Source organism: Rhizobium hidalgonense, assembly GCF_005862185.2.
Classification (GTDB): domain Bacteria; phylum Pseudomonadota; class Alphaproteobacteria; order Rhizobiales; family Rhizobiaceae; genus Rhizobium; species Rhizobium hidalgonense.
The window spans coordinates 635772-655283 of the sequence record NZ_CP054028.1 but is presented as its reverse complement, the minus strand read 5'-3'; the positions used below and the strand labels follow the sequence as shown (position 1 = coordinate 655283).

15 protein-coding genes are annotated in these 19512 nt (G+C 62.5%); 5 read left to right on the top strand and 10 right to left on the bottom strand.

Annotated features, from left to right (window positions below):
- Positions 1 to 3: 3 nt before the first annotated feature.
- The 3 genes from FFM81_RS24320 to FFM81_RS24310 all read left to right on the top strand — a co-directional run bounded on the left by FFM81_RS24320 (position 4) and on the right by FFM81_RS24310 (position 5214).
- A complete protein-coding gene (locus FFM81_RS24320; protein ID WP_138384413.1) occupies positions 4 to 1491 on the top strand; it encodes an NAD-dependent succinate-semialdehyde dehydrogenase in 1488 nt (495 codons plus the stop codon).
- A 10-nt stretch (positions 1492 to 1501) separates the two neighbouring features.
- Positions 1502 to 2377 (top strand): alpha/beta hydrolase, encoded by an 876-nt coding sequence (locus tag FFM81_RS24315; RefSeq protein WP_138384414.1) that lies wholly within the window; start codon positions 1502 to 1504, stop codon positions 2375 to 2377.
- 296 nt (positions 2378 to 2673) lie between these two features.
- Positions 2674 to 5214 (top strand): methyl-accepting chemotaxis protein, encoded by a 2541-nt coding sequence (locus tag FFM81_RS24310; RefSeq protein ID WP_138384415.1) that lies wholly within the window; start codon positions 2674 to 2676, stop codon positions 5212 to 5214.
- A 107-nt stretch (positions 5215 to 5321) separates the two neighbouring features.
- Here FFM81_RS24310 and FFM81_RS24305 read toward each other — a convergent pair whose 3' ends face one another.
- The 9 genes from FFM81_RS24305 to ltnD form a co-directional block, all read right to left on the bottom strand.
- Positions 5322 to 6647: an NAD(P)/FAD-dependent oxidoreductase gene (locus FFM81_RS24305; RefSeq protein ID WP_128399755.1), complete on the bottom strand. Its 1326-nt coding sequence runs from the start codon at positions 6645 to 6647 to the stop codon at positions 5322 to 5324.
- Positions 6648 to 6853: 206 nt separating this feature from the next.
- Complete coding sequence (locus tag FFM81_RS24300) at positions 6854 to 8509, bottom strand: ABC transporter ATP-binding protein (protein WP_025418696.1); 1656 nt, start codon at positions 8507 to 8509, stop codon at positions 6854 to 6856.
- The gene (locus tag FFM81_RS24295) at positions 8506 to 9372 is read right to left on the bottom strand and encodes an ABC transporter permease (RefSeq protein WP_003572858.1); all 867 of its coding nucleotides are present in this window, start codon (positions 9370 to 9372) and stop codon (positions 8506 to 8508) included. The genes FFM81_RS24300 and FFM81_RS24295 overlap by 4 nt, the downstream gene beginning before the upstream one ends.
- The gene (locus FFM81_RS24290; protein ID WP_003572857.1) at positions 9369 to 10319 is read right to left on the bottom strand and encodes an ABC transporter permease; all 951 of its coding nucleotides are present in this window, start codon (positions 10317 to 10319) and stop codon (positions 9369 to 9371) included. The genes FFM81_RS24295 and FFM81_RS24290 overlap by 4 nt, the downstream gene beginning before the upstream one ends.
- Before the next feature lie 79 nt (positions 10320 to 10398).
- Positions 10399 to 12009, bottom strand: a complete 1611-nt coding sequence (locus FFM81_RS24285; RefSeq protein WP_097534520.1) for an ABC transporter substrate-binding protein — start codon at positions 12007 to 12009, stop codon at positions 10399 to 10401.
- A gap of 63 nt (positions 12010 to 12072) precedes the next feature.
- The gene (locus tag FFM81_RS24280) at positions 12073 to 12786 is read right to left on the bottom strand and encodes an HAD-IA family hydrolase (protein WP_138384416.1); all 714 of its coding nucleotides are present in this window, start codon (positions 12784 to 12786) and stop codon (positions 12073 to 12075) included.
- Between the two features lie 450 nt (positions 12787 to 13236).
- Entirely contained in the window at positions 13237 to 14517 is a 1281-nt protein-coding gene (gene otnK, locus FFM81_RS24275) for a 3-oxo-tetronate kinase (RefSeq protein ID WP_138384417.1), read from the bottom strand.
- A 3-nt stretch (positions 14518 to 14520) separates the two neighbouring features.
- On the bottom strand, positions 14521 to 15297 hold the full coding sequence (gene otnI, locus FFM81_RS24270) for a 2-oxo-tetronate isomerase (protein ID WP_138384418.1): 777 nt from the start codon (positions 15295 to 15297) through the stop codon (positions 14521 to 14523).
- 15 nt (positions 15298 to 15312) lie between these two features.
- Positions 15313 to 16254 (bottom strand): L-threonate dehydrogenase, encoded by a 942-nt coding sequence (gene ltnD / locus FFM81_RS24265; RefSeq protein WP_097534526.1) that lies wholly within the window; start codon positions 16252 to 16254, stop codon positions 15313 to 15315.
- A 238-nt stretch (positions 16255 to 16492) separates the two neighbouring features.
- Between ltnD and FFM81_RS24260 the strand changes: the two genes are divergently transcribed.
- Positions 16493 to 17491: a LacI family DNA-binding transcriptional regulator gene (locus FFM81_RS24260; RefSeq protein WP_097534528.1), complete on the top strand. Its 999-nt coding sequence runs from the start codon at positions 16493 to 16495 to the stop codon at positions 17489 to 17491.
- A 16-nt stretch (positions 17492 to 17507) separates the two neighbouring features.
- Positions 17508 to 18176 carry a 3-oxo-tetronate 4-phosphate decarboxylase gene (gene otnC, locus FFM81_RS24255; protein ID WP_138384419.1) on the top strand — a complete coding sequence of 223 codons (669 nt, stop codon included), beginning with the start codon at positions 17508 to 17510 and terminating at the stop codon, positions 18174 to 18176.
- A 67-nt stretch (positions 18177 to 18243) separates the two neighbouring features.
- On the opposite strand, the gene FFM81_RS24250 is transcribed toward otnC, so the two are convergent.
- Positions 18244 to 19287 (bottom strand): tartrate dehydrogenase, encoded by a 1044-nt coding sequence (locus FFM81_RS24250; protein WP_138384420.1) that lies wholly within the window; start codon positions 19285 to 19287, stop codon positions 18244 to 18246.
- Positions 19288 to 19512: the final 225 nt, after the last annotated feature.

Sequence of the window (19512 nt, the reverse complement as noted above, 5' to 3'; positions counted from 1 at the left end):
ATCATGAACGTCAATCAGCATTCTCTCCACCCAGACGATGATACCTTCGGGCTCAGCTCGTTTTCCCACGGCCTCTATATTGGCGGCGCCTGGCGGCCCGCAGCAGGCGAAGGTCGGATCCAGGTGATCGATCCGTCGACCGAGGCGGTCATTGCCGCCGTACCGGATGCGACGCTTGCGGATGCGGCAGCGGCCGTGGAGGCTGCCGCAGGCGCCGCGGAAAGCTGGCGCGAGACTCCGCCGAGAAAGCGCTCCGAGATCCTGCGCCGCTGCTTCGAACTTATGGTGGAGCGTTCCGAAACGATTGCGAGACTCATTTCGCTCGAGAACGGAAAGGCGTTGCGCGACGCGCGCGGCGAGGTGGCCTATGCGGCGGAGTTCTTCCGGTGGAACGCCGAGGAGGCGGTGCGGATCTCTGGTGAGTTCGGCATCGCTCCGGCCGGTGGGAACCGGATCGTCGTCGGTTACCAGCCTATCGGCATCTGCGTACTCGTCACACCCTGGAATTTCCCTGCCGCAATGGCCACCCGCAAAATCGCGCCCGCCCTTGCCGCAGGCTGCACCGTCGTCCTCAAACCGGCGAGTGAGACGCCGTTGACGGCCTATGCGCTTTCGGCTCTCTACGAGGAGGCTGGCGTGCCGCCGGGCGTGGTGAACGTGGTGACAACATCAACGCCTGGCCCCGTCATCGCCGCGATGCTGGCTGACCCGCGCGTGCGAAAACTCTCCTTCACAGGCTCGACGGGTGTCGGCCGCACGCTTCTGGCGGAAGCGGCAAAGAATGTCATCTCCTGCTCTATGGAGCTCGGCGGCAACGCGCCATTCATCATTTTTGACGACGCGGACGTTGATGGTGCGATCGAGGGGCTGATGGTCGCGAAAATGCGAAATGCGGGTGAGGCGTGCACCGCTGCGAACCGGATCTATGTCCAGTCCGGTATCCACGATACCTTCGCGGAAAAATTTGCCCGACGCATGGCCGCCCTCGGGATCGGTCGGGGTGTAGATCCGGATACGCAGTGCGGTCCGATGATCACGCGCAAGGCAGTGGAGAAGATTGACCGCCTGGTTACGGACGCCCTTTCCAGGGGCGCGCGCGCGCTCTGCGGCGGACGAAAATTGCCAGGACCGGGCTTTTTCTATCCGCCGACGGTGCTCGTCGATGTCTCCCCGGCCTCAGACATGAGGGGCGAAGAGATTTTCGGTCCCGTCGCGCCGCTCTATCGTTTCGAGAGCGAGGAAGAGGTCATAGCTGCGGCCAATGATACGGAGTACGGCCTTGCCGCCTACATCTATACCCGCGACATCAGCCGTGGCATGCGCGTTGCCTCGAAGGTCGAGGCGGGCATGATCGCGCTCAATCGCGGATTGGTCTCCGATCCCGCTGCCCCCTTTGGCGGTGTAAAGCAGAGCGGCCTCGGACGTGAAGGAGGGCAGCATCACGGTATCGCAGAGTTCATGGAAGCCAAGTACATTGCAACTAGCCTCTGAGGAGGAGCTTGTGGCCGCCGACCCGTTCCGTATTCGTGACCATGTCTCAGATTTCGACGAGATCGTCGCCGATATCCGTGCCCGCAGCCTAGCAACGCGGCGCACTGTGACCATGGAAGCCAACATCGCTTATGGGACCGGGCCAGGCGAGACGCTCGATATCTTCCTGCCTAATGAAGCGCGCTGCGACATGCCGATCCACATGTTCATCCATGGTGGCTATTGGCGGATGTTTTCCAAGGAAGACTATTCCTGCGTCGCTGAGACCATCACAGGCGCTGGCGCGGTCGCAGCCATCGTCGACTATTCGTTGATGCCCGGCGCGAGAATGGATGTTCTGGTTGGTCAAATCCTGAAAGCCAAGGCTTTCCTGCTGACCCATGCCGATCGTTTTGGCGCCACACCGAACCAATTCTCCGTCAGCGGTCACTCCGCCGGTGCACATCTTGCAACCTTTCTCTTCCATGTCTCGCGGGTGCCTTCGGGCGTAGTTGCCGCTTTCCTGCTCGGCGGACTCTACGACCTCAAGCCCCTGCAGACCTCCTTCCTGCGTGACGAGATCGCCTTGAGCGACGAGGAGGTGCGACGGTTTACGCCCATGCGTCACGAGCACGATCCTGCAACGCGTGTCGCTATCATGACTGGCGAACAGGAAACTGATCCGTTCCAAATCCAGGCAAATGCATTCAGGGACGTTCTTGCCGCCCAAGGGCTTGAAGTGCGTGCGTCTCACGCCCCAGACGGCAATCACATGAGCACGGTACGCGATCTCGCCGTCGCTGGCACACCTGTGGCAGCAGCATTGCGCGCCGCAATCGCCAATAATGCCGGTGAGGAACTGAGGGGATCAACGATCCCCTGGCCTTTGGCGATCAGTGGCAGTTGAACAGTCGTGCATTCGCAATCGACATCAATTATTACCGACCGGCGGCGGTGAAGGCAAAATGTCGGTCCGACAGGCAGTGGCCCTGCGGCTTGAAGAATGTAGACGGCGCTCTTCGCCGTTTTCTATGCGCCCGACAACTCGACACCATTGACCATTTTTTTAAGAGTTATGCCTATCGTGATGGCCTCGGAAGCGGCCGCCGCCAATTGCGACAATGGTCAGTTTGCACGTAGGCGTGCTGTTGCATGGTGGAGCCGGAGAAAGAGCCGAATTTCCTGGGCGGGGGCCAACATTTCATGTCACTGATTGATCGACTGTTGCAGCGCATGCGGATTGTGACAAAGGTCCTTTTTTTCTTGGTGCCTCTGATCGTCCTTATCGCCGGCATCGGCCTTTTCGGCTATTTCACTGCCGGAACCCTCAAGGGCCAGATGACGCTGACGCGGCAGACGATCGATGCCCTTTCCAGTTTCCAGCAACTGCGGTCCTCGCTGGCGGCCTTTACCGATCTTCCGGCGCCCGCCACGCGCGATCGGCTGGTTGCCGGCATCTCCGACCAGGAAAAGGGTGCTGCGACGCTCGACGCCATGCTGGTCGATCCCGCCCAAAAGCAGCAGATCGCCGTGGTGCGCGAACTCGGGGCGAAGATGCAGAGCGGCGCCGATGCGCTTTGGGCTGTGTCGCAGGAGCGCACCAATACCGAAATGGCGATCGACGATGCCGTGACCCAGCTGTTCAAGGAAAGCCAGACCGCCCGCAAGCAGCTCGACGTTCTCCAGGATCAGGCGAACGGCAAGGAGGCCTTCGTCCGGGCGCTGCTCCTCGATGCCTCAGTTTACAAGAATCTCGCACAGCGCATTGCAAAGTTGCGCAAGGCGACCGCGCAGGCAACTGCCCCCGCCGATATCGCCGGCGCTCTCGCCAGCCTGCTGCCGCCACTCGTCAAGGAGGTCGGCGGGAGCGCTGCACTCGCCTCCGACAAGGCCCAAAGCCAGATTGCCGCGCTGAAGCCGGTATTGGACAAGCTTGCCGCGATGGCTAGGGACAGCGCCAACCTTACGCTCGACGGCTATGCTCCTGTCGACCAGGACCTGCAGGGCTTCGAGGAGAAGTTTGGAAAGCTTGCGTCGGGGAATGCGGATACTGCGATCGAGCGTTTTGTCGGCATGGATGCAACCATATCAACGCTTCGCTCGATGGTGGCGATCGTCAATACCGCGTTCAAATCGATCGACGATCTCCGCCTGCACTTAAGCGAACTGAACAGGCGGGTCGACGCCGAGGCGCGGGATGCCGTCATCGCCGATCTCAAGGGGCTGCGCGAAAGCGCCGCCCAGCTCGTGCCCTTGAGCGGAAAAAATGCCGCCCTGCAGGATCTTGCAAAGAAGATCGAGCCGTCCCTCGCCTCGATCGAGAAGGATAGCTCGCTTCTGATATCCATCGCCGACCGGTGGCGCGCGAACAAGGAGGCGGCGACCGCGCTGGTGGCCGACGCGAGCCACACGCTCGAACAGTTCGTCAGTACGGCGCAGGAGAGCGGCAAGGAAATCAGCCAGCGCTCGGCGACAATGTCGCTTGCGGCAATGATTGCCGGCACGGTGCTTGCGATCATCGGCGGTCTCATGCTGATCGAAGCTCTGCGCGGACCGCTGAAGCGGATCACCCAGACGATGATGAGACTGGCCGACGGCGATCTCAACATTTCGATCGGCGACGGCAAGCGCGGCGACGAGATCGGCGACATGATCCGATCGGTGACCGTGTTCCGCGACCAGGCGCTGGAGAAGACCAGGCTGGAAGAGCTTGCCGAAGCAAACAGGGCGCGGGACGAACGGGAGCAGGCTCGCCGCGCGGCAGAGCAGGCGCGCATCGAGGCGGAACAGAGCGAGGCTTTGAACGCTCTGTCGGACATGCTCGGCAAACTCGCCAGCGGCAATCTCGCCGCAGAGATGAGCGAGGATCTGGCCGCAGATTATGTCGCCATGGCCCGGACCTACAATCACGCCATCGACGCGTTGCGGCTGACGCTCGCCGAGGTTCGCAACACGACTTACGAGATCGCCGAGGGCAGCACCAATCTTTCGGGCGCGGCCGACGACCTGGCCCGCCGAACGGAGCAGCAGGCCGCAGCTCTCGAAGACAGTTCGCGCGTGCTCGGCGAACTCACGGCTAGCGTGCGGACGACGGCCGAGAATGCGAACCAGACGTCGCGTTCGGTCGCCGAGGCACACCGCCAGGCCGAGCATTCCGCAGCCGTCGTCGCCAAGGCTGTCGACGCCATGGGCGCCATCAACCGGTCTTCCGAAAAGGTCAGCAGCATCATCGGCGTGATCGACGAGATCGCCTTCCAGACCAATCTTCTCGCGCTCAATGCGGGCGTGGAAGCCGCCCGTGCGGGCGAGGCCGGCAGAGGTTTCGCCGTTGTCGCACAAGAGGTTCGCGAGCTTGCCCAGCGTTGCGCCAAGGCTGCCCGCGAGATCAAGGAGCTGATCTCCAACAGCGCATCGCAGGTCGGCACCGGCGTCAAGCTCGTCGAGGAGACCGGTGAGGCGCTTTCGGCGATCATGGAGCACTTCACCTCGATCAATGGGCTGGTGCAGGTCATCTCGTCGGCCACGACAACGCAGTACAAGGGCATCGACGAGGTCAACAACGCCGTTCGCGACGTCGAGCACATCACCCAGCACAATGCCGCCATGGTGGAGGAAAACACCGCGGAAATTCATAGGCTTCGGCAGCAGGTGGAGGTCTTGAACGAAAGGATTTCCCACTTTCAAACTGCCGACGGCCGCAGGACTTCGCCTGCCAGCACCCTGCGGATGGCCGTGGCCTCCTGACAAGTGTTGTGCCTAAGCGCCTTTGCGGGGAATTGCGTAAAACAATAGAGCGGTTCTGCGCTTCCGTGGAAAGCCGAACCGCTCCAAAGTTCTTATCCGAGCCGTATTTAAAAATCGGCCACCTTGCCCCAGGCGGATTTCCCGAAGCGGTCGGGATGATAGGGCCGGGGATCGACGATCGGCTCGTCGCCCGTGACGATATCGGCGATCAGATGACCGGCGCCCGGGCCGATGCCGAAACCATGGCCGCTGAAGCCCGCCGCCAGGATGAAACCCGGGAGCGTGGCGATCTCGCCGATCCCGGGCACGCCGTCGGGCGTGCTGTCGATATAGCCCGCCCAGGCCGCGCTGATGGCGGTTTTCTTCAAGGCGGGTAGAAGCTCGATCGCTCGCGAATGCGTAAGGCGGATGGTGGCCTGATTGATCGTGGGATCGAGGATGCGCATGCGCTCCATCGGCGTTGGCCTGTCGAGCCGCCAGCGTGCAAGAGACTCGTGACCGGAACGAAATCCCTCCAATCCACCGGGCGCGAGACTGCGCCAGCGCCGGGCGAACATCGGCAGAAACTGCGCGGCGAAGCGGATCTGCTGCGCGGTCGGATCGACGCGGCCGCGGCCGCTGATCGCCAGCGTGTAGCCGCCATCGCTGCGACGCGTAACAGAGACCGCAGAGGTGTGGAGCGCGTCCGGCAGGCCGCTTGCTCCGGGGGAAACGGAAAGGATCGATGAGCGGATCGACGCCTGCGGAAATCGGATGCCGAGCTGGCGGCAGAAGGAGGATGCCCAGGCGCCGCCGGCGAGGATCGCGATTTTTGTCCGGATCGTACCGTGCTCGGTGACGACGCCGGCGAGCCTGCCGCCTTCGATGTCGATGCCGCGGGCCGCACAGGATTGATGTACCGTGCCGCCAAGCTTGAGGATCGCCCGCGCGACGGCGGGTGCGGCCCGCGCCGGATCGGCGGTACCGTCGGTCGGCGAAAACACCCCGCCTTTCCACGAGGCGCCGGTGGCGCGACCGCGTTCGGTGGCCTCCGTGCTGCTCAACATATGCGTCGTGACGCCGACCGAACGCGCGAAGTCCCGCCAGCGTGCCCAGCCGGCCAGTTCCTCGTCGCTATTGCTGAGATAGAAGAGGCCGCAGCGGCGAAAACCGGTATCCTGCCCGGTCTCGGCGGCGAAGCGCTCCCACAAATCGAGGCTCCTCGTCGACATCGGCAGTTCACGCGCGTCGCGGTTCTGCTGGCGGCACCAGCCCCAGTTGCGGCTCGATTGTTCCGCGCCGATAAGGCCTTTCTCGACAAGGGCAACCTTCAATCCGCGCCGAGCCAGATAATAGGCCGCGAAAACGCCAACGATGCCGCCGCCGATCACCACCGCATCGGCGGCAGCGGGTGGTTCCGGCGTGGTGTCGACGCGATCGAGCGGTGCAGGCATGTCAGGGTCTCCGTTTCAGACTCTAGAGCGGTTCAGCTCATAGAAAGCGGAAAACCGCTCTAACCTTATGTTTTTACGAAATTCCCGGCAAAAGCGCTTTGCGTTCCGGCTGGGAGAAGCGCTTCGCATTTTTCCTAAAATTGCTTTAGGTGGCCGGATCGCGAAGGTGGAACGTTGCCGGACAAAATGATCGCCACACCGGAGCCTCATTGCCGGCAATAGGCCCGCACAAGCTCAGGATCCTGCTGGAGACCGTCGAGCCAGGCCGGATCAAGCGTCGGTACCGAGGAGAAGAGCAGCTGCGAATAGGGGTGCGTCGGCGCCTTCACCGTCGAGGGGGTGATTTCCTCGACCTTCCGGCCGCCATACATCACGACGATCTCGTCGCAGATCGCCTCCACCACCGAGAGGTCGTGGCTGATGAAGATGTAGGAGAGGCCGAGTTCGCGCTGCAATTCCTTGAGCAGGTCGATGACCGCGGCGGCAACCACCGTATCGAGCGCCGAGGTGATCTCGTCGCAGAGGATCAGCTTCGGATCGGCGGCGAGCGCCCGGGCGAAATTGACGCGCTGCTTCTGCCCGCCCGAGAGCTCTCCCGGCCGGCGATGGCGCAGGCTGCGGGGCAGGCGCACCATGTCAAGCAGTTGATCGATCCGGGCGTTTCGCGACTGTCGATCCATGCGGTGGTAAAACACCAGGGGCCTGGCGAGGATCTCCTCCACCGATTTTGCCGGGTTGAGGGCGGTATCGGCATATTGAAAGACGATTTGCATCTCGCGCAACTGGTCGCGCGACCGCTCGCGAGCGCTGCGGCGCAGCTCCTTGCCGTCGAAGACGATCTTGCCGATTGCGGCTGGCAGGATCCCGGCGATGGTGCGGGCGAGCGTTGACTTGCCGCATCCAGATTCGCCGATGATGCCAAGATTTCGGCCTTTTTCCACCTTCAGGCTGACGTTTTCGACCGCGCGCACGAGGGGAAGGCCATCGGCCTGGCGCTGTCCATAGCCCGCAACGAGATCTTCGATTGTCAGAAGCGGCGCCGTCGCGCGCTCGGCAGCGCATGCTATGCCACGCGCTTTCGGCTCGAAGGCTGCCAGCAGCTCTCTGGTGTAGGGATGCTTGGCGTTGTTGAGGATTTCATTGGTGGTGCCGGTTTCCTGGGTTTCCCCGCCTTTCAACACAACGATGCGGTCGGCGATCTGCGCGACGACGGCAAGGTCGTGCGAGACATAGACGCCAGCGATGCCGCCTTTCTTCATGACAGACTTGAAAGCGCGCAGCACTTCGATCTGGGTCGTCACGTCGAGCGCCGTCGTCGGCTCGTCGAAGATGACCAGGGTCGGGTCGCCGATCAGCGCCATGGCTGCCGCTAAGCGCTGCAACTGGCCGCCGGAAACCTGGTGCGGGTAACGGCTGCCGATCGTCTCGGGTTCCGGCAGCGACAGCGCCCGGAAGAGCTCGACTGCCCGGGCGCATGCATCGTCCGGCGACATCAGCTGATGAATGCGGGTGACCTCGATCACCTGTTCCATGATCGTTGTGGCCGGGTTGAAGGCGGCGGCGGCCGATTGCGGGACATAGGCGACTTCGGTGCCGCGCACCTTGGCGCGCTGCTTCTCGCTGAGCGTGACCATGTCCTTGCCGCCAACTGAAACGCTGCCGCCGGTGATGCGGCAGCCCGCACGTGTATGGCCCATCAGGGTCAGGGCGATGGTTGTCTTGCCCGAACCGCTCTCGCCGATCAGCGCGACGATCTCGCCCTCGGCAACGTCGAGGCTGACACCCTTGATGATCTCGACACGCCGGCCGGAATCGGTGGAGGCTTCGATCTTCAGGTCGCGGATTTCAATGAAATTGCTCATGACACGCTCCGGTCGCGAATCTTCTGCGGCAGGTTGTCTATCAGCAGGTTGACGCTGATCGTCAGGCTGGCAATCGCAAGTGAGGGAAACATCACCGCCGGCGCACCGAACGGCAGCCCGCCGATATTCTCGCGCACCAGCGCACCCCAGTCGGCATAGGGCGGCTGAACGCCAAGGCCCAGGAAGGAAAGGCCGGATAGGAGCAGAACGATGAAGACGAAGCGGATTCCGAGGTCCGCAAGCACCGGCCCGACAATGTTGGGCAGGATCTCCGAGCGAATGAGATAGAGGGTGCTTTCGCCGCGGATGCGCGCGACCGTGATGAAATCCATCGCATTGATGTTGACGGCGAGCGCCCGGGCGAAGCGGTAGGCGCCGGGTATGTAGATCACCGACAGCGTCAGGACCAGGACCGGGACCGAGGAACCGACGGCAGCGACAACCACCAGGCCGAACAGCTTGCTCGGGATCGAATTGAGGGCGTCGAGGAAGCGGCTGAGGATCGTGTCCAGCCAGCCGCCGGCGACGGCTGCGATCATACCGAGCACGACGCCGCTGAAGCAGGCAATCGTCACGGCCGCCAGAGAGATGCCGACCGTGTAGCGTGCACCCATCAAAATCCGCGAGAGCATGTCGCGGCCGAGATAATCGGAACCGAGCCAGAGTGCCCGGCTCATCGGGCCGAAATAGTCGACATCGACGATCTCGCCGACAGGGTAGGGGATGATCAGCGGCGCGATGATCGCGATGAGCGCCCAGGAGAGTATGACGGCAAGGCCGATCGCGCCGACGATATTGAAGCGATAGCCAAACCGGGGTCCGGATAACCGGCCGGAGGTGGTTTCGGAACTGGTCATGGTCATCGGAGCCTCGGATTGGAAAGGATGGCGATGATATCGGCGATGGTGATCAAGAGCAGATAGCCAAGGCAGAAGATCATCGCGCAGCTCTGGATCAGCGGCAGGTCGCGGGTGGCGACGGCATCCAGCATCAGCTTGGCGATACCGGGATAGTTGAAAATGGTCTCGACGATGATGACGCCTCCGAGCAGATAGGAAAGGGAAAGCGCAACGGCATTGACGATCGGGCCGAGCGCATTCGGCAGGGCATGGCGAAAGACGATGCGCGGCCGGGAGGCGCCCTTGAGCAATGCCATCTCGACATAGGGCGTGTTGAGCGTCTCGATAACCGCCGCGCGGGTCATGCGGATCATCTGGGCCGAGACGACGAAGGTCAGCGTGATCACCGGCATGGCATAGACGCGCAACAGATCGGTCAGACTGTGGACCTCATTGGCGAGAGAAAGTGCCGGCAGCCATTTCAGATAGACGGCAAAGATGAGCGCGGCGGAGGTCGCGACCATGAACTCCGGCACGGAGATGACGCCGATGGTGATCACGGTGACGATCCGGTCGTAAAGGGTGCCGCGCAGCATCGCTGCGGTGATCCCAAGCGTCAGTGCAATCGGCACGGAGAAAAGCGCGGTGACGCCGGCGAGTTTCAACGTATTGACGAAACGGCCGGCAATAAGATCGGCGATCGGCATATCGTTGGCGTAGGACGTGCCGAGGTCGCCCTGCAGCAGTCCGACCGACCAGCGCAGGAAACGAAAGAGCGCCGGCTCGTCGAGATGCATGGCCTTGCGAAGACCTTCGACGGCTTCCGGCGTGGCCGCCTGGCCAAGCAGGATCGTCGCTGTGTCTCCCGGCAAGAGCGTTGTCGCGAAAAACACGGCGAAGGAGACGATCACCAGGGTGATCAGGGCGATGAGCAATCTGCTCAGCACAAGGGATAAGACCTGGTTGTTCAACGCGCGGCTCCCTTTTGGTGTTCGAGTTGAATTCCGGAAGAACCGGGGCTTGGCTGCAGCCCCGGCTCCCTTCAATTTATCAGGCTTCGAGCCAGACGTATTCGGCAAAGGCGTATCCCATCTGACCGCCCAGCGGATTGGGCTCCAGACCCTTGAGCTTGGCGGCGGTGGCATCGACGTTCGAGAGATAGGCCGGGATGATGGTGCCGGCTTCGTTGGCAATCATCGCCTGCATCTCGTCGTAGATCGCCCTGCGCTTCTCCTGGTCGAGCGAGCCTCGCGCTTCGATCAGCATCTTGTCGAATTTCTCCGACTTGTATTGGCTCTCGTTCCAGGGAGCCTGAGAGGAGTAGAGCAGCGAGAACAGGATGTCCGGTGTCGGACGAGGATTGATATTGCCGAAGTGGATCGGCGCCTTGAGCCAGTAATTGTCCCAGTAGCCGTCGGAGGGAACGCGCTGGACATCGAGCTTCAGCCCGATCTCGGCGCCTGAAGCCTGGATGATCATCGCCATGTCGATCGAGGAGTTCGCCGCCTCGGAGGCGATCACCGGAATGGACTGACCGAGGACGCCCGCCTTGTCGAAATGGAACTTCGCCTTGTCGGGATCGAAGGCCCGCGGCTTCAGGTCGGCATTGCGGTAGACGTTGGCGGGGGAAACCGGCTGGTCATTGCCGATTTCACCGAGGCCGCGCAGGACCGACTTGACGATCTGCTCGCGGTTGACGAGGTACTTCATGCCCTCGACGAAGTCGCGCTTGCTGCCGGGATCCATGTCCAGCCGCATGTTGAGGTTGGTGTAGTTGCCCGAGGTGGTCTTCGACAGGAAGAAGCCGTCCCCCTGGGCCTCGACGAGGCGCATGGAGCGCGGATTGATCGAGGCCGCAAGATGGATGTCGCCCGACAGCAGCGCGTTGACGCGGGCATTGTCGTCGCTGATTGCGAAATATTCGAAGGAATCGACGTTCGGGCCGGATTTCCAATAGTTCTTGTTCTTGATTCCGACCGAACGAACGCCCGGCTCGAACACTTCCTTGACGAATGCGCCGGTGCCGTTGGCCTTGGTGAAATCGGTGGTGCCGTCCGAGACGATCATGAAGTGGTGCATCGACAGGATGGTGGGCAGGTCGGCATTGGGATCGGCAAGCGTTATCTCGACGGTCTGCTTGTCGACGGCCTTGAAGCCGGTCATCTGGGCGGCGATCTTGGCGACCTTCGAACCGACGGACGGGTCGAGATGGCGCTTCAGCGAGAAGACTACGTCGTCGGCGGTCAGCGGCTTGCCGTCGTGGAAGGTGACGCCTTTCTTCAGCTTGACCGTCCAGGTCTTTGCATCCTTGGATTCGATCGCTTCGGCAAGCTCCATCTGCGGCGTGCCTGATTTGTCGAGGAAGGTGAGGCGGTTATAGAAGGAGCAGCACCGGACATAGTCGGTGGAGAGCGACGCCTTGGCCGGGTCGAGCGTATCAGCTGTGGAGGACGACCAGCCGGCGGCCTTGAGCGTGCCGCCGGAGACGGGCGTCGCTGCCAGGGCCTTGCCGGCGCGGCCGAGCACGAGCCCGCCGGCGGAAATGGCCACGCCGCCCGCCAGCATCATATGCAGCAGCTCGCGACGGGTCGCGCCACGGCGGATGGCGGTTTCGATCATGGCGTCGTCGGAGTTGGTCCAGTTGGTAATCTTGCTGTTCATCTCATTCCCCTTTTCTTCTGTGGCAGGCTGCCCGTTTCGGGCAGGCCCGATCCGGTTTTAAAGTCAGGCGCATGCAGCAGCCACGGCATCCGTAAGGCCTGCCATGGACGTGAAATGGTAATCGGGTTGGGTGAACTCTACCGGCTCGATCGTGCCGCCGTAGCCCTTCTGGGCATGGCGCCGCTCGATCCAGCAATTGGCGAGCCCCAGTTGCCTGGAAATCCCGATATCGTGGTACTGGCTCTGGGCGACATGCAGGATGTCGTCCTTCGAATGGCCTTCCGCGGCAATGTAGGCGAAGACCTTCTCGAAGAATGCGGGATCGGGTTTTTCGGTGCCCGTATCGTCGGCCGTGAAGGCGGCATAAAAGGGATTGCCGAGTTCTTTCTCGAACAAATCGAATGCCCAGCGGCGGGCATTGGTCATCGCAACAAGGCGATAATCCTTCGCAAGTCTGGCCAGCGCTGCGGCGCTGTCTGTAAAACCCTTCCAGTTCTTCGCCGAGTCCCGCAGCCGTTCGCCATATTTTTGATCGGCGGGCAGGCCGAGCTTCGGCGCGATCGTGAGGTAGACGCGCACGAGGTCGTCGGGAAAGAGATCGGCATCCTCGGCGTAGCGGGCTGCGCGATAGAGGGTAAGCGCCTGCTCGCCGTCGACGGTCACTCCCGCCTCGGCGGCGATCTCGGCGAGGCAGGTTTTGAGGCCGCTCTCGAAGTCGATGAGCGTGCCGACGACATCGAATGTCATGTATTTGAATCCCGGAAGGCTCTTACTCACGTGAATTCCCCAGTGTTCGGCTCCGGTGGAGCACGGTTTCTCGAAGAAGAATATTCTGTTCCCGCAGGCGAGATCGTTGTCCCGCTCTTCTATGGAAGGCCTCGCATTGCCGGGATCCGAGCCCTTCAGTGATTGTAGTGTGTCACCTGCACCGCGCCGGATTCTCCTGAAAGGCGTCATATGGCGGCACAAAATACTGAATCTGACCGTTTCGCGATATTCTGAGCCTTGCTTCACCCGCGCGCTGGTCCATATTGTTCATCTTTTGTTCGGCGCAAGCCCCGCGCGCCTGACGATCACGTCTGCGGTTTCGGGGCGGTACGCGGCAGCGCATGGCAGAGACGCTATTGCCGAGGCGGGGATGACGAGGTTAAAGGCGGCGCGTTCAAGCCCCATGCTGACAGGCAGATCGGCGGTGGTCGCCGGCACTTCTGCCCAGCGGAAGATCGGTCAGTGCATCATCGCCAGCGCTGCCGCAAAGAAATCCTCGCCTCCGAAGTTTCCTGACTTCAACGCCAGAAGCATGTCGCCCTGGGCGTTGCCGACCGTGCGCAGCACCGGCACGCCGGGCGCAATCTCCGGGCCGATCAGAAATGCCGGAATGGAAAGCTTGTCGACCGCCGCCCCCGAAGTTTCTCCGCCTGCGACCACGAGGCGCCGCACACCTCTTGCCACCAGTTCGGCTGAAATAATCGACGTCGCGGTCTCGATTGCGTGGCCGGAGGCTTCCCGGCCGTAAAGGGATTGCAGCCGGGACACGGTTTCGGGTGCGGCGCTCGCGGCGACCACGACCGGACCGGCGGCGATGCGGTCTCCTGCCCAGGAAATCGCCGCGGCGATCTCATCCGCACCGGCAAGCAGTTTTTCCGGGTCGAGCCGCAGGACGGGCATTGACCGTTCGGCGACGTCGAGCTGGTGCAGCGTCGCTTTGGAGCAACTGCCGGCCACGATCGCGGAAAGCCCGCCCACCGGTCGGATAACATCCGCCGACGTTGAACCGCCGGACGATACCCGGCCGGAGCGGACGAGGGCGCGGGCAAGGCCGAGGCCGAGGCCGGACGCCCCTGTGGAGACCGGCGTTGCGAGGGCGATCTCGCCGAGCGTTTCCAGATCTCTCTCGAAAATCGCATCGGCGATAGCAGCAGTGACGCCTGCCGTCCGCAGGGCGTCGAGCCTCGCCTTGATGGCGCCGGGCCCAGCCGCGATGGCATTGAGATCGATCAGCCCGACAGTGCCACGCGATTGTCGGGCGAGAACCCGCACGAGATTGGCGTCATGCATGGGATTGAGGGGATGGTCCTTGAGCGGGCTTTCGTTCAACGGCTGTCCGGCGACGAAGAGGTGACCGAGATAGACGGTGCGTCCCGTTTCCGGAAAGGCGGGTGTGACCAGCACGGTGCCGCCGCCGGCGGCATCGCTCAAGGCTTCGGTGACCGGGCCGATATTGCCGGCATCGGTGGAATCGAATGTCGAACAGATCTTGTAAAGCACATGGCCGGCACCCCGCTGGCGCAGCCATCGCTCGGCGCTGGTGGCGGCCGCCACGGCGTCCGAAGCCGGGACGGAGCGGATCTTCAGGGAAACGACGACGGCGTCGACATCCGGTAGTGCCAGCGACGGCTCGGGAATGCCGACCGTCTGCACCGTACGCAGACCGTTTTTCGTCAGCGTGTTGGCGAGGTCGGACGCGCCCGTATAGTCGTCAGCGATTGATCCGAGCAAAATAGCCATTGTTTAGCTCCGTGCAAAAGGTCTGAACCAGCCAAGGCCGTCCAGTGTCTGGCCGCGAGGGACATATTCACAGCCGATGAAACCGTCGTAACCCAGGCGGTCGATTTCGCCGAACAGATAGGGATAGTTCAGCTCCTCCCCGTCCGGCTCGTTGCGTGACGGGACGCTGGCGATCTGGATATGGCCGGTGATCGGCAGCAGGCGCCGCAACGCCATGACGACGTCGCCATGGATGATCTGACGGTGATAGATGTCGAACTGCAGCTTCAGGTTCGGCAGACCGCATTCGGCGATCAACCGCTCGGCCGCGCCGAAATCGTTAAGGAAATATCCCGGCATGTTCCGCCCGTTGATCGGCTCGAGCAGGAGGTCGATTCCCTTTTCCGCAAGCCGCTGGGCCGTATAGGTGACGGAGCGCCGATAATGGGAGGAGGCGTCTTCGTCGTGACGGTCGGCGATGCCTGCCATCAGGTGCAATCGCCTGACGCCCGTCGCCGCCGCATAGTCCAGTGCCTTCTCGACATAAGTCTTCAGCGCATCGAACCGCCCGGGAAGAGCCGCGATGCCGCGCTCGCCTGCCGCCCAGTCGCCCGGCGGCAGGTTGAACAAGGCCTGCTGCAGATTGTTGCGGGCAAGCCGTTCGGCGATTGCCTCCGGCGTGGCTTCATAGGGAAAGAGGTATTCGACGGCGGCAAAGCCGGCATCGGCTGCGGCGTCGAAACGGTCGAGGAATGCCCATTCATTGAACATCATCGTCAGGTTGGCGGCGAAAACCGGCATGTCTAGCAATTCCTTTTACAGGCTGTGCGGTTCTTTGGCTGAACCGGGTAATTCAGCGCCGGAAAGCTTTGCATAGAGTCGCGCGAGCGAGGAATCGTCGTCCCGGCCCATGCCGGCGCCGGCGGCCGCCAGATACATTTGCAGCGCCGCTGCTGCCAGGGGCACAGGATAGCGCTCGGAGCGGGCCATGTCCTGGACGATGCCGAGATCCTTGACGAAAATCTCGATGCTGCTGAGTGGCGTATAATCTCCGGCCAGCACATGCGGCACGCGGTTTTCGAACATCCACGAATTGCCGGCCGAAGCGGTGATCACCTCAAAGACCTTGTCGAGATCGAGGCCCTGCTTGGCGGCAAAGGTGATCGCCTCGCAGGCTGCCGCGATGTGCACGCCGGCGAGAAGCTGGTTGATCATTTTGAAGGCCGCGCCCGTTCCGGCAGCGTCACCGAGTTCGTAAACTTTGCCGGCCATGGCGTCGAGACCCGGGCGCGCCCTGTCGAAGGCCTGGGTGGAGCCGGACGCCATGATCGTCAATTCGCCCAGCGCCGCCTTGGCCGCGCCGCCCGAAATCGGCGCGTCGAGATAATGCAGGCCGTGAGCATCCACCCTCTGCGCCAGATCCCGAGCGACGGCGGGGTCCATGGTTGCGGACGAGATGAAGACTGCGCCAGGTTTCATCGTGCTCGCAACACCTTCAGGCCCGAACAACACGGCCTCGGTCTGCGCGCCGTTGACGACGACGGAGACGACGATGTCGGCGTCCTTGGCGGCGTCGGCCGGGGTTGCAGCACCCCGTCCGCCGTCGGCGATGAAGCGGTCCACCGCCGCCGGCGTTATGTCATATCCAACGACATCGAGCCCTGCGCGCTTCATCGACCGGGCCATTCCGAGCCCCATTGAACCAAGACCTATGACGGCCGCGACGACAGCGCCCGGGTTTTCAGCAAATGGTGACATGAGGATGGGCTCCACTCTTGAAGTAAGGTGCCGTGCCGCTTCGCGACCCGGCGGCGCGCGACGCGGCACTATTTGGCAGCGCTGCCATTTTACTAATATATTTTGGCGGCGCTGCCAACAGCGGATTGGTAGCGCCGCCAAAAAGTCATTGCTTCTTAATGGCAGCAGTGAAAATAGTGACAGCGGAGCGGCGCACATACAGGTACGCACCCTGGAATTCTGGATCTCAAACGTGACTATGGAATTGAAACAGCAGGTGACAGTAACCCTTGCCGAGGTCGCGGAAGCGGCCGGCGTCGGTGAGAGCACGGTGTCGCGCGTGCTGCGCAATCACGGCTCGTTTTCCGGCAAGACGCGGGAGCGGGTAATGGCCGCCGTCGAGCGGCTGGGCTATGTGCCGAACCGGATCGCGGGGACGCTGGCCTCCACTGGTTCGCGTCTCGTTGCCTTTGTCATTCCATCGCTCTCCAACATCGTCTTTCCCGATGTGCTGCGCGGCGCCAGCGCCGTTCTGGAGGAAAACCGGTATCAGGCGGTGTTCTCCGTCACCGACTATGATCCGGGCAAGGAGGAAGCGCTCGCCGCCGCGATGCTCGCCTGGCGGCCGGCGGCGGTCATGCTGGCCGGATACGAACATACCGACGGGACCGTGAAGATGCTGCGCGCCAGCGGATGCCGGGTCGTGGAACTGCTCGATCTGGACGGAGATGCACTCGATATCGCGGTCGGGTTCTCCAACCGCGCGGCCGGGCGGGAGAGCGCCGCCTTCCTGCTCAAACGGGGGTATCGCCGGATCGGCTATGTCGGTCACGACCTCAGCCGCGATACTCGCGCAGGCAAACGGTTTTCAAGCTTTTGCGAAACGCTCCAAGCCCATGGCGCGCCCCTCGTCGCCCGCGAAATTCTCGCCGGCGCTTCGTCCGTGGAAAACGGCAGGCTAGGACTGGAGCGACTGCTTGCCCAGACGCCGGATCTCGATGCGGTCTATTTCTCCAACGACGATATGGCGCTGGGCGGCTATTTTCACTGTCTGGCTGAGGGGATCTCTATCCCCTCGAAGCTCGCCATTTTCGGCTATAACGGCCTCGATATCGGCCGGGCAATGCCGCAGCCCTTATCGACCATCCGAACGCCGCGCGTGGCAACCGGACAAATCGCCGCGCAGTTGGTCGTCGCCAACGCGCCGCCCCAGGCCGTCGATCTCGGTTTCGAACTGATCGACGGCGCAACCGCGTAATTTTGGAGGAAATGTCATGTCCGACGCGCGCCAGCGTGAAGAAATCTGCCGATACGGCCGCTCGCTGTTCGAGCGCGGGCTGACGCCCGGTTCGTCGGGCAACATATCGTTGCGGCTTGACGACGGCGGCTGGCTGGTGACGCCGACCAACGCCTCGCTTGGTTTTCTCGATCCGGCACGGATCTCCAGGCTCGATGCCGAAGGCCGGCTGTTGTCCGGCGACAAGCCGACCAAGGAAATTCCGCTACATACCGCCCTCTACGACACACGCGGCAGCGCCCGCGCCATCGTCCATCTTCATTCTACCCACGCGGTGGCGCTGACCATGCTGCCGGAGATCGATCCGCGCGCCGCCCTGCCGCCGATGACGCCCTATTATCTCATGCGCGCTGGCGAAACCGCCTTGGTGCCGTATTTTCGTCCCGGCGATCCGGCTGTGGCCGATGCCATCCGCGGGCTGGCAGGCAAGTATTCGTCGGTGCTTCTGGCCAACCATGGACCTGTCGTTGCCGGCGACAGCCTCGAGGCGGCGGTCTTTGCCACCGAGGAGCTGGAGGAAACGGCAAAACTCTATCTGCTGCTGCGCAACCTAAACCCGCGTTTCCTCAGCCCGGGGCAGGTGGCCGATCTGGTCAACACGTTCGGCCTCGTCCTTCCATCCCATCACGACCACGACGATCATTGAACGGCAAAAGACGGGATTCGGATTTGGGTGGGTGGCCGAACGGGCTCTCGCTTGTCGCCGGCAGGCTCTAATCGAGCGCCGAAAGCACCGATGCCGTGATGGCGTCTGTCTTATCCTTGCCGGGAATTGAGCCGATGCCGCGTGCCGTCGTCGCCTCGATTGCGGCCATCACCTTTCCGGCTGCGGCCGTTTCTCCCAGGTGCTCCAGCATCATTGCGCCCGACCAGATGGCGGCGATTGGGTTGGCGACGCCGAGATGGGCGATATCCGGCGCCGAGCCGTGGACGGGCTCGAACATCGACGGCGCAGAGCGATCGGGATTGATGTTGGCGGAGGCCGCAAAGCCGAGCCCGCCCTGGATGGCGGCGCCGAGATCGGTCAGGATGTCGCCGAACAGGTTGGAGGCGACGACGACATCGAGGCTCTCCGGCGCCATGACCATCCGGGCGGCCATGGCGTCGATATGGTAGCTGGTCACCTTGACATCAGGATATTCTGCCGAAAGCCTCTCCGTGATCTCGTCCCAGAAAACCATCGAGTATTTCTGCGCATTGGACTTTGTCACCGAGGCAAGCTTGCCGCGTCGCGCCCGTGCTTGTTCGAAACCGAAACGCAGGATGCGTTCGACCCCCTTGCGGGTAAAGATCGAGGTCTCCACCGCCACCTCGCTGTCGGTACCCTGGTGGACGCGGCCGCCGGCGCCGGAATATTCGCCTTCGGTATTTTCACGAATGCAGAGGATGTCGAAATTCTCCGAGCGCAACGGTCCCTGCACACCCGGCAGCAGCCGGTGCGGGCGGATATTGGCATATTGCACGAAAGCTTTGCGGATCGGCAGCAGAAGTCCGTGCAGCGACACGGAATCGGGCACTTTGCGAGGCCACCCGACGGCGCCGAGCAGAATGGCGTCGAAGGAGCGCAGCGTTTCGATGCCATTGCCGGGCATCATGCTGCCGTTCTCCAGAAAGTAGTCGCAGGACCAGGGATAGCTTGTTGTCGCAAGCGAAAATCCGTTTCGAGCAGCCGCCTTTTCGAGCACGGACTTGGCTGCCTCCGTGACATCGCGGCCGATGCCGTCACCGGGCAGAAGGGCGATCTTATAGGTCTTCATGGCAGGTCCTCTCAAGGCTGATCAGCACGCTTGCTTTGCGGGTAGGCGAGATAGGCTTCGCAATCGGGATCCTTGCTGATCCCGGACTGCGTGTTGCGCCGCGCGGCCATGACTTTAGAGGACGGGTCAGGCTTTATTTGCCGAAAGCGGCGCGGATTTGGTCGATTGTTGTGTTTTGCGCCGGCATCACCAGTGAATTCTATCGAGCGACCTGTCGTGGCCGGG

Excerpts from the sequence above, each read along its gene's own strand:
- FFM81_RS24320 (WP_138384413.1), top strand. The coding sequence starts at position 4 with ATGAACGTCAATCAGCATTCTCTCCACCCAGACGATGATACCTTCGGG.
- FFM81_RS24310 (WP_138384415.1), top strand. The coding sequence starts at position 2,674 with ATGTCACTGATTGATCGACTGTTGCAGCGCATGCGGATTGTGACAAAG.
- FFM81_RS24305 (WP_128399755.1), bottom strand. The coding sequence starts at position 6,647 with ATGCCTGCACCGCTCGATCGCGTCGACACCACGCCGGAACCACCCGCT.
- FFM81_RS24300 (WP_025418696.1), bottom strand. The coding sequence starts at position 8,509 with ATGAGCAATTTCATTGAAATCCGCGACCTGAAGATCGAAGCCTCCACC.
- FFM81_RS24295 (WP_003572858.1), bottom strand. The coding sequence starts at position 9,372 with ATGACCATGACCAGTTCCGAAACCACCTCCGGCCGGTTATCCGGACCC.
- FFM81_RS24285 (WP_097534520.1), bottom strand. The coding sequence starts at position 12,009 with ATGAACAGCAAGATTACCAACTGGACCAACTCCGACGACGCCATGATC.
- otnK (WP_138384417.1), bottom strand. The coding sequence starts at position 14,517 with ATGGCTATTTTGCTCGGATCAATCGCTGACGACTATACGGGCGCGTCC.
- otnI (WP_138384418.1), bottom strand. The coding sequence starts at position 15,297 with ATGCCGGTTTTCGCCGCCAACCTGACGATGATGTTCAATGAATGGGCA.
- ltnD (WP_097534526.1), bottom strand. The coding sequence starts at position 16,254 with ATGTCACCATTTGCTGAAAACCCGGGCGCTGTCGTCGCGGCCGTCATA.
- FFM81_RS24260 (WP_097534528.1), top strand. The coding sequence starts at position 16,493 with ATGGAATTGAAACAGCAGGTGACAGTAACCCTTGCCGAGGTCGCGGAA.
- otnC (WP_138384419.1), top strand. The coding sequence starts at position 17,508 with ATGTCCGACGCGCGCCAGCGTGAAGAAATCTGCCGATACGGCCGCTCG.
- FFM81_RS24250 (WP_138384420.1), bottom strand. The coding sequence starts at position 19,287 with ATGAAGACCTATAAGATCGCCCTTCTGCCCGGTGACGGCATCGGCCGC.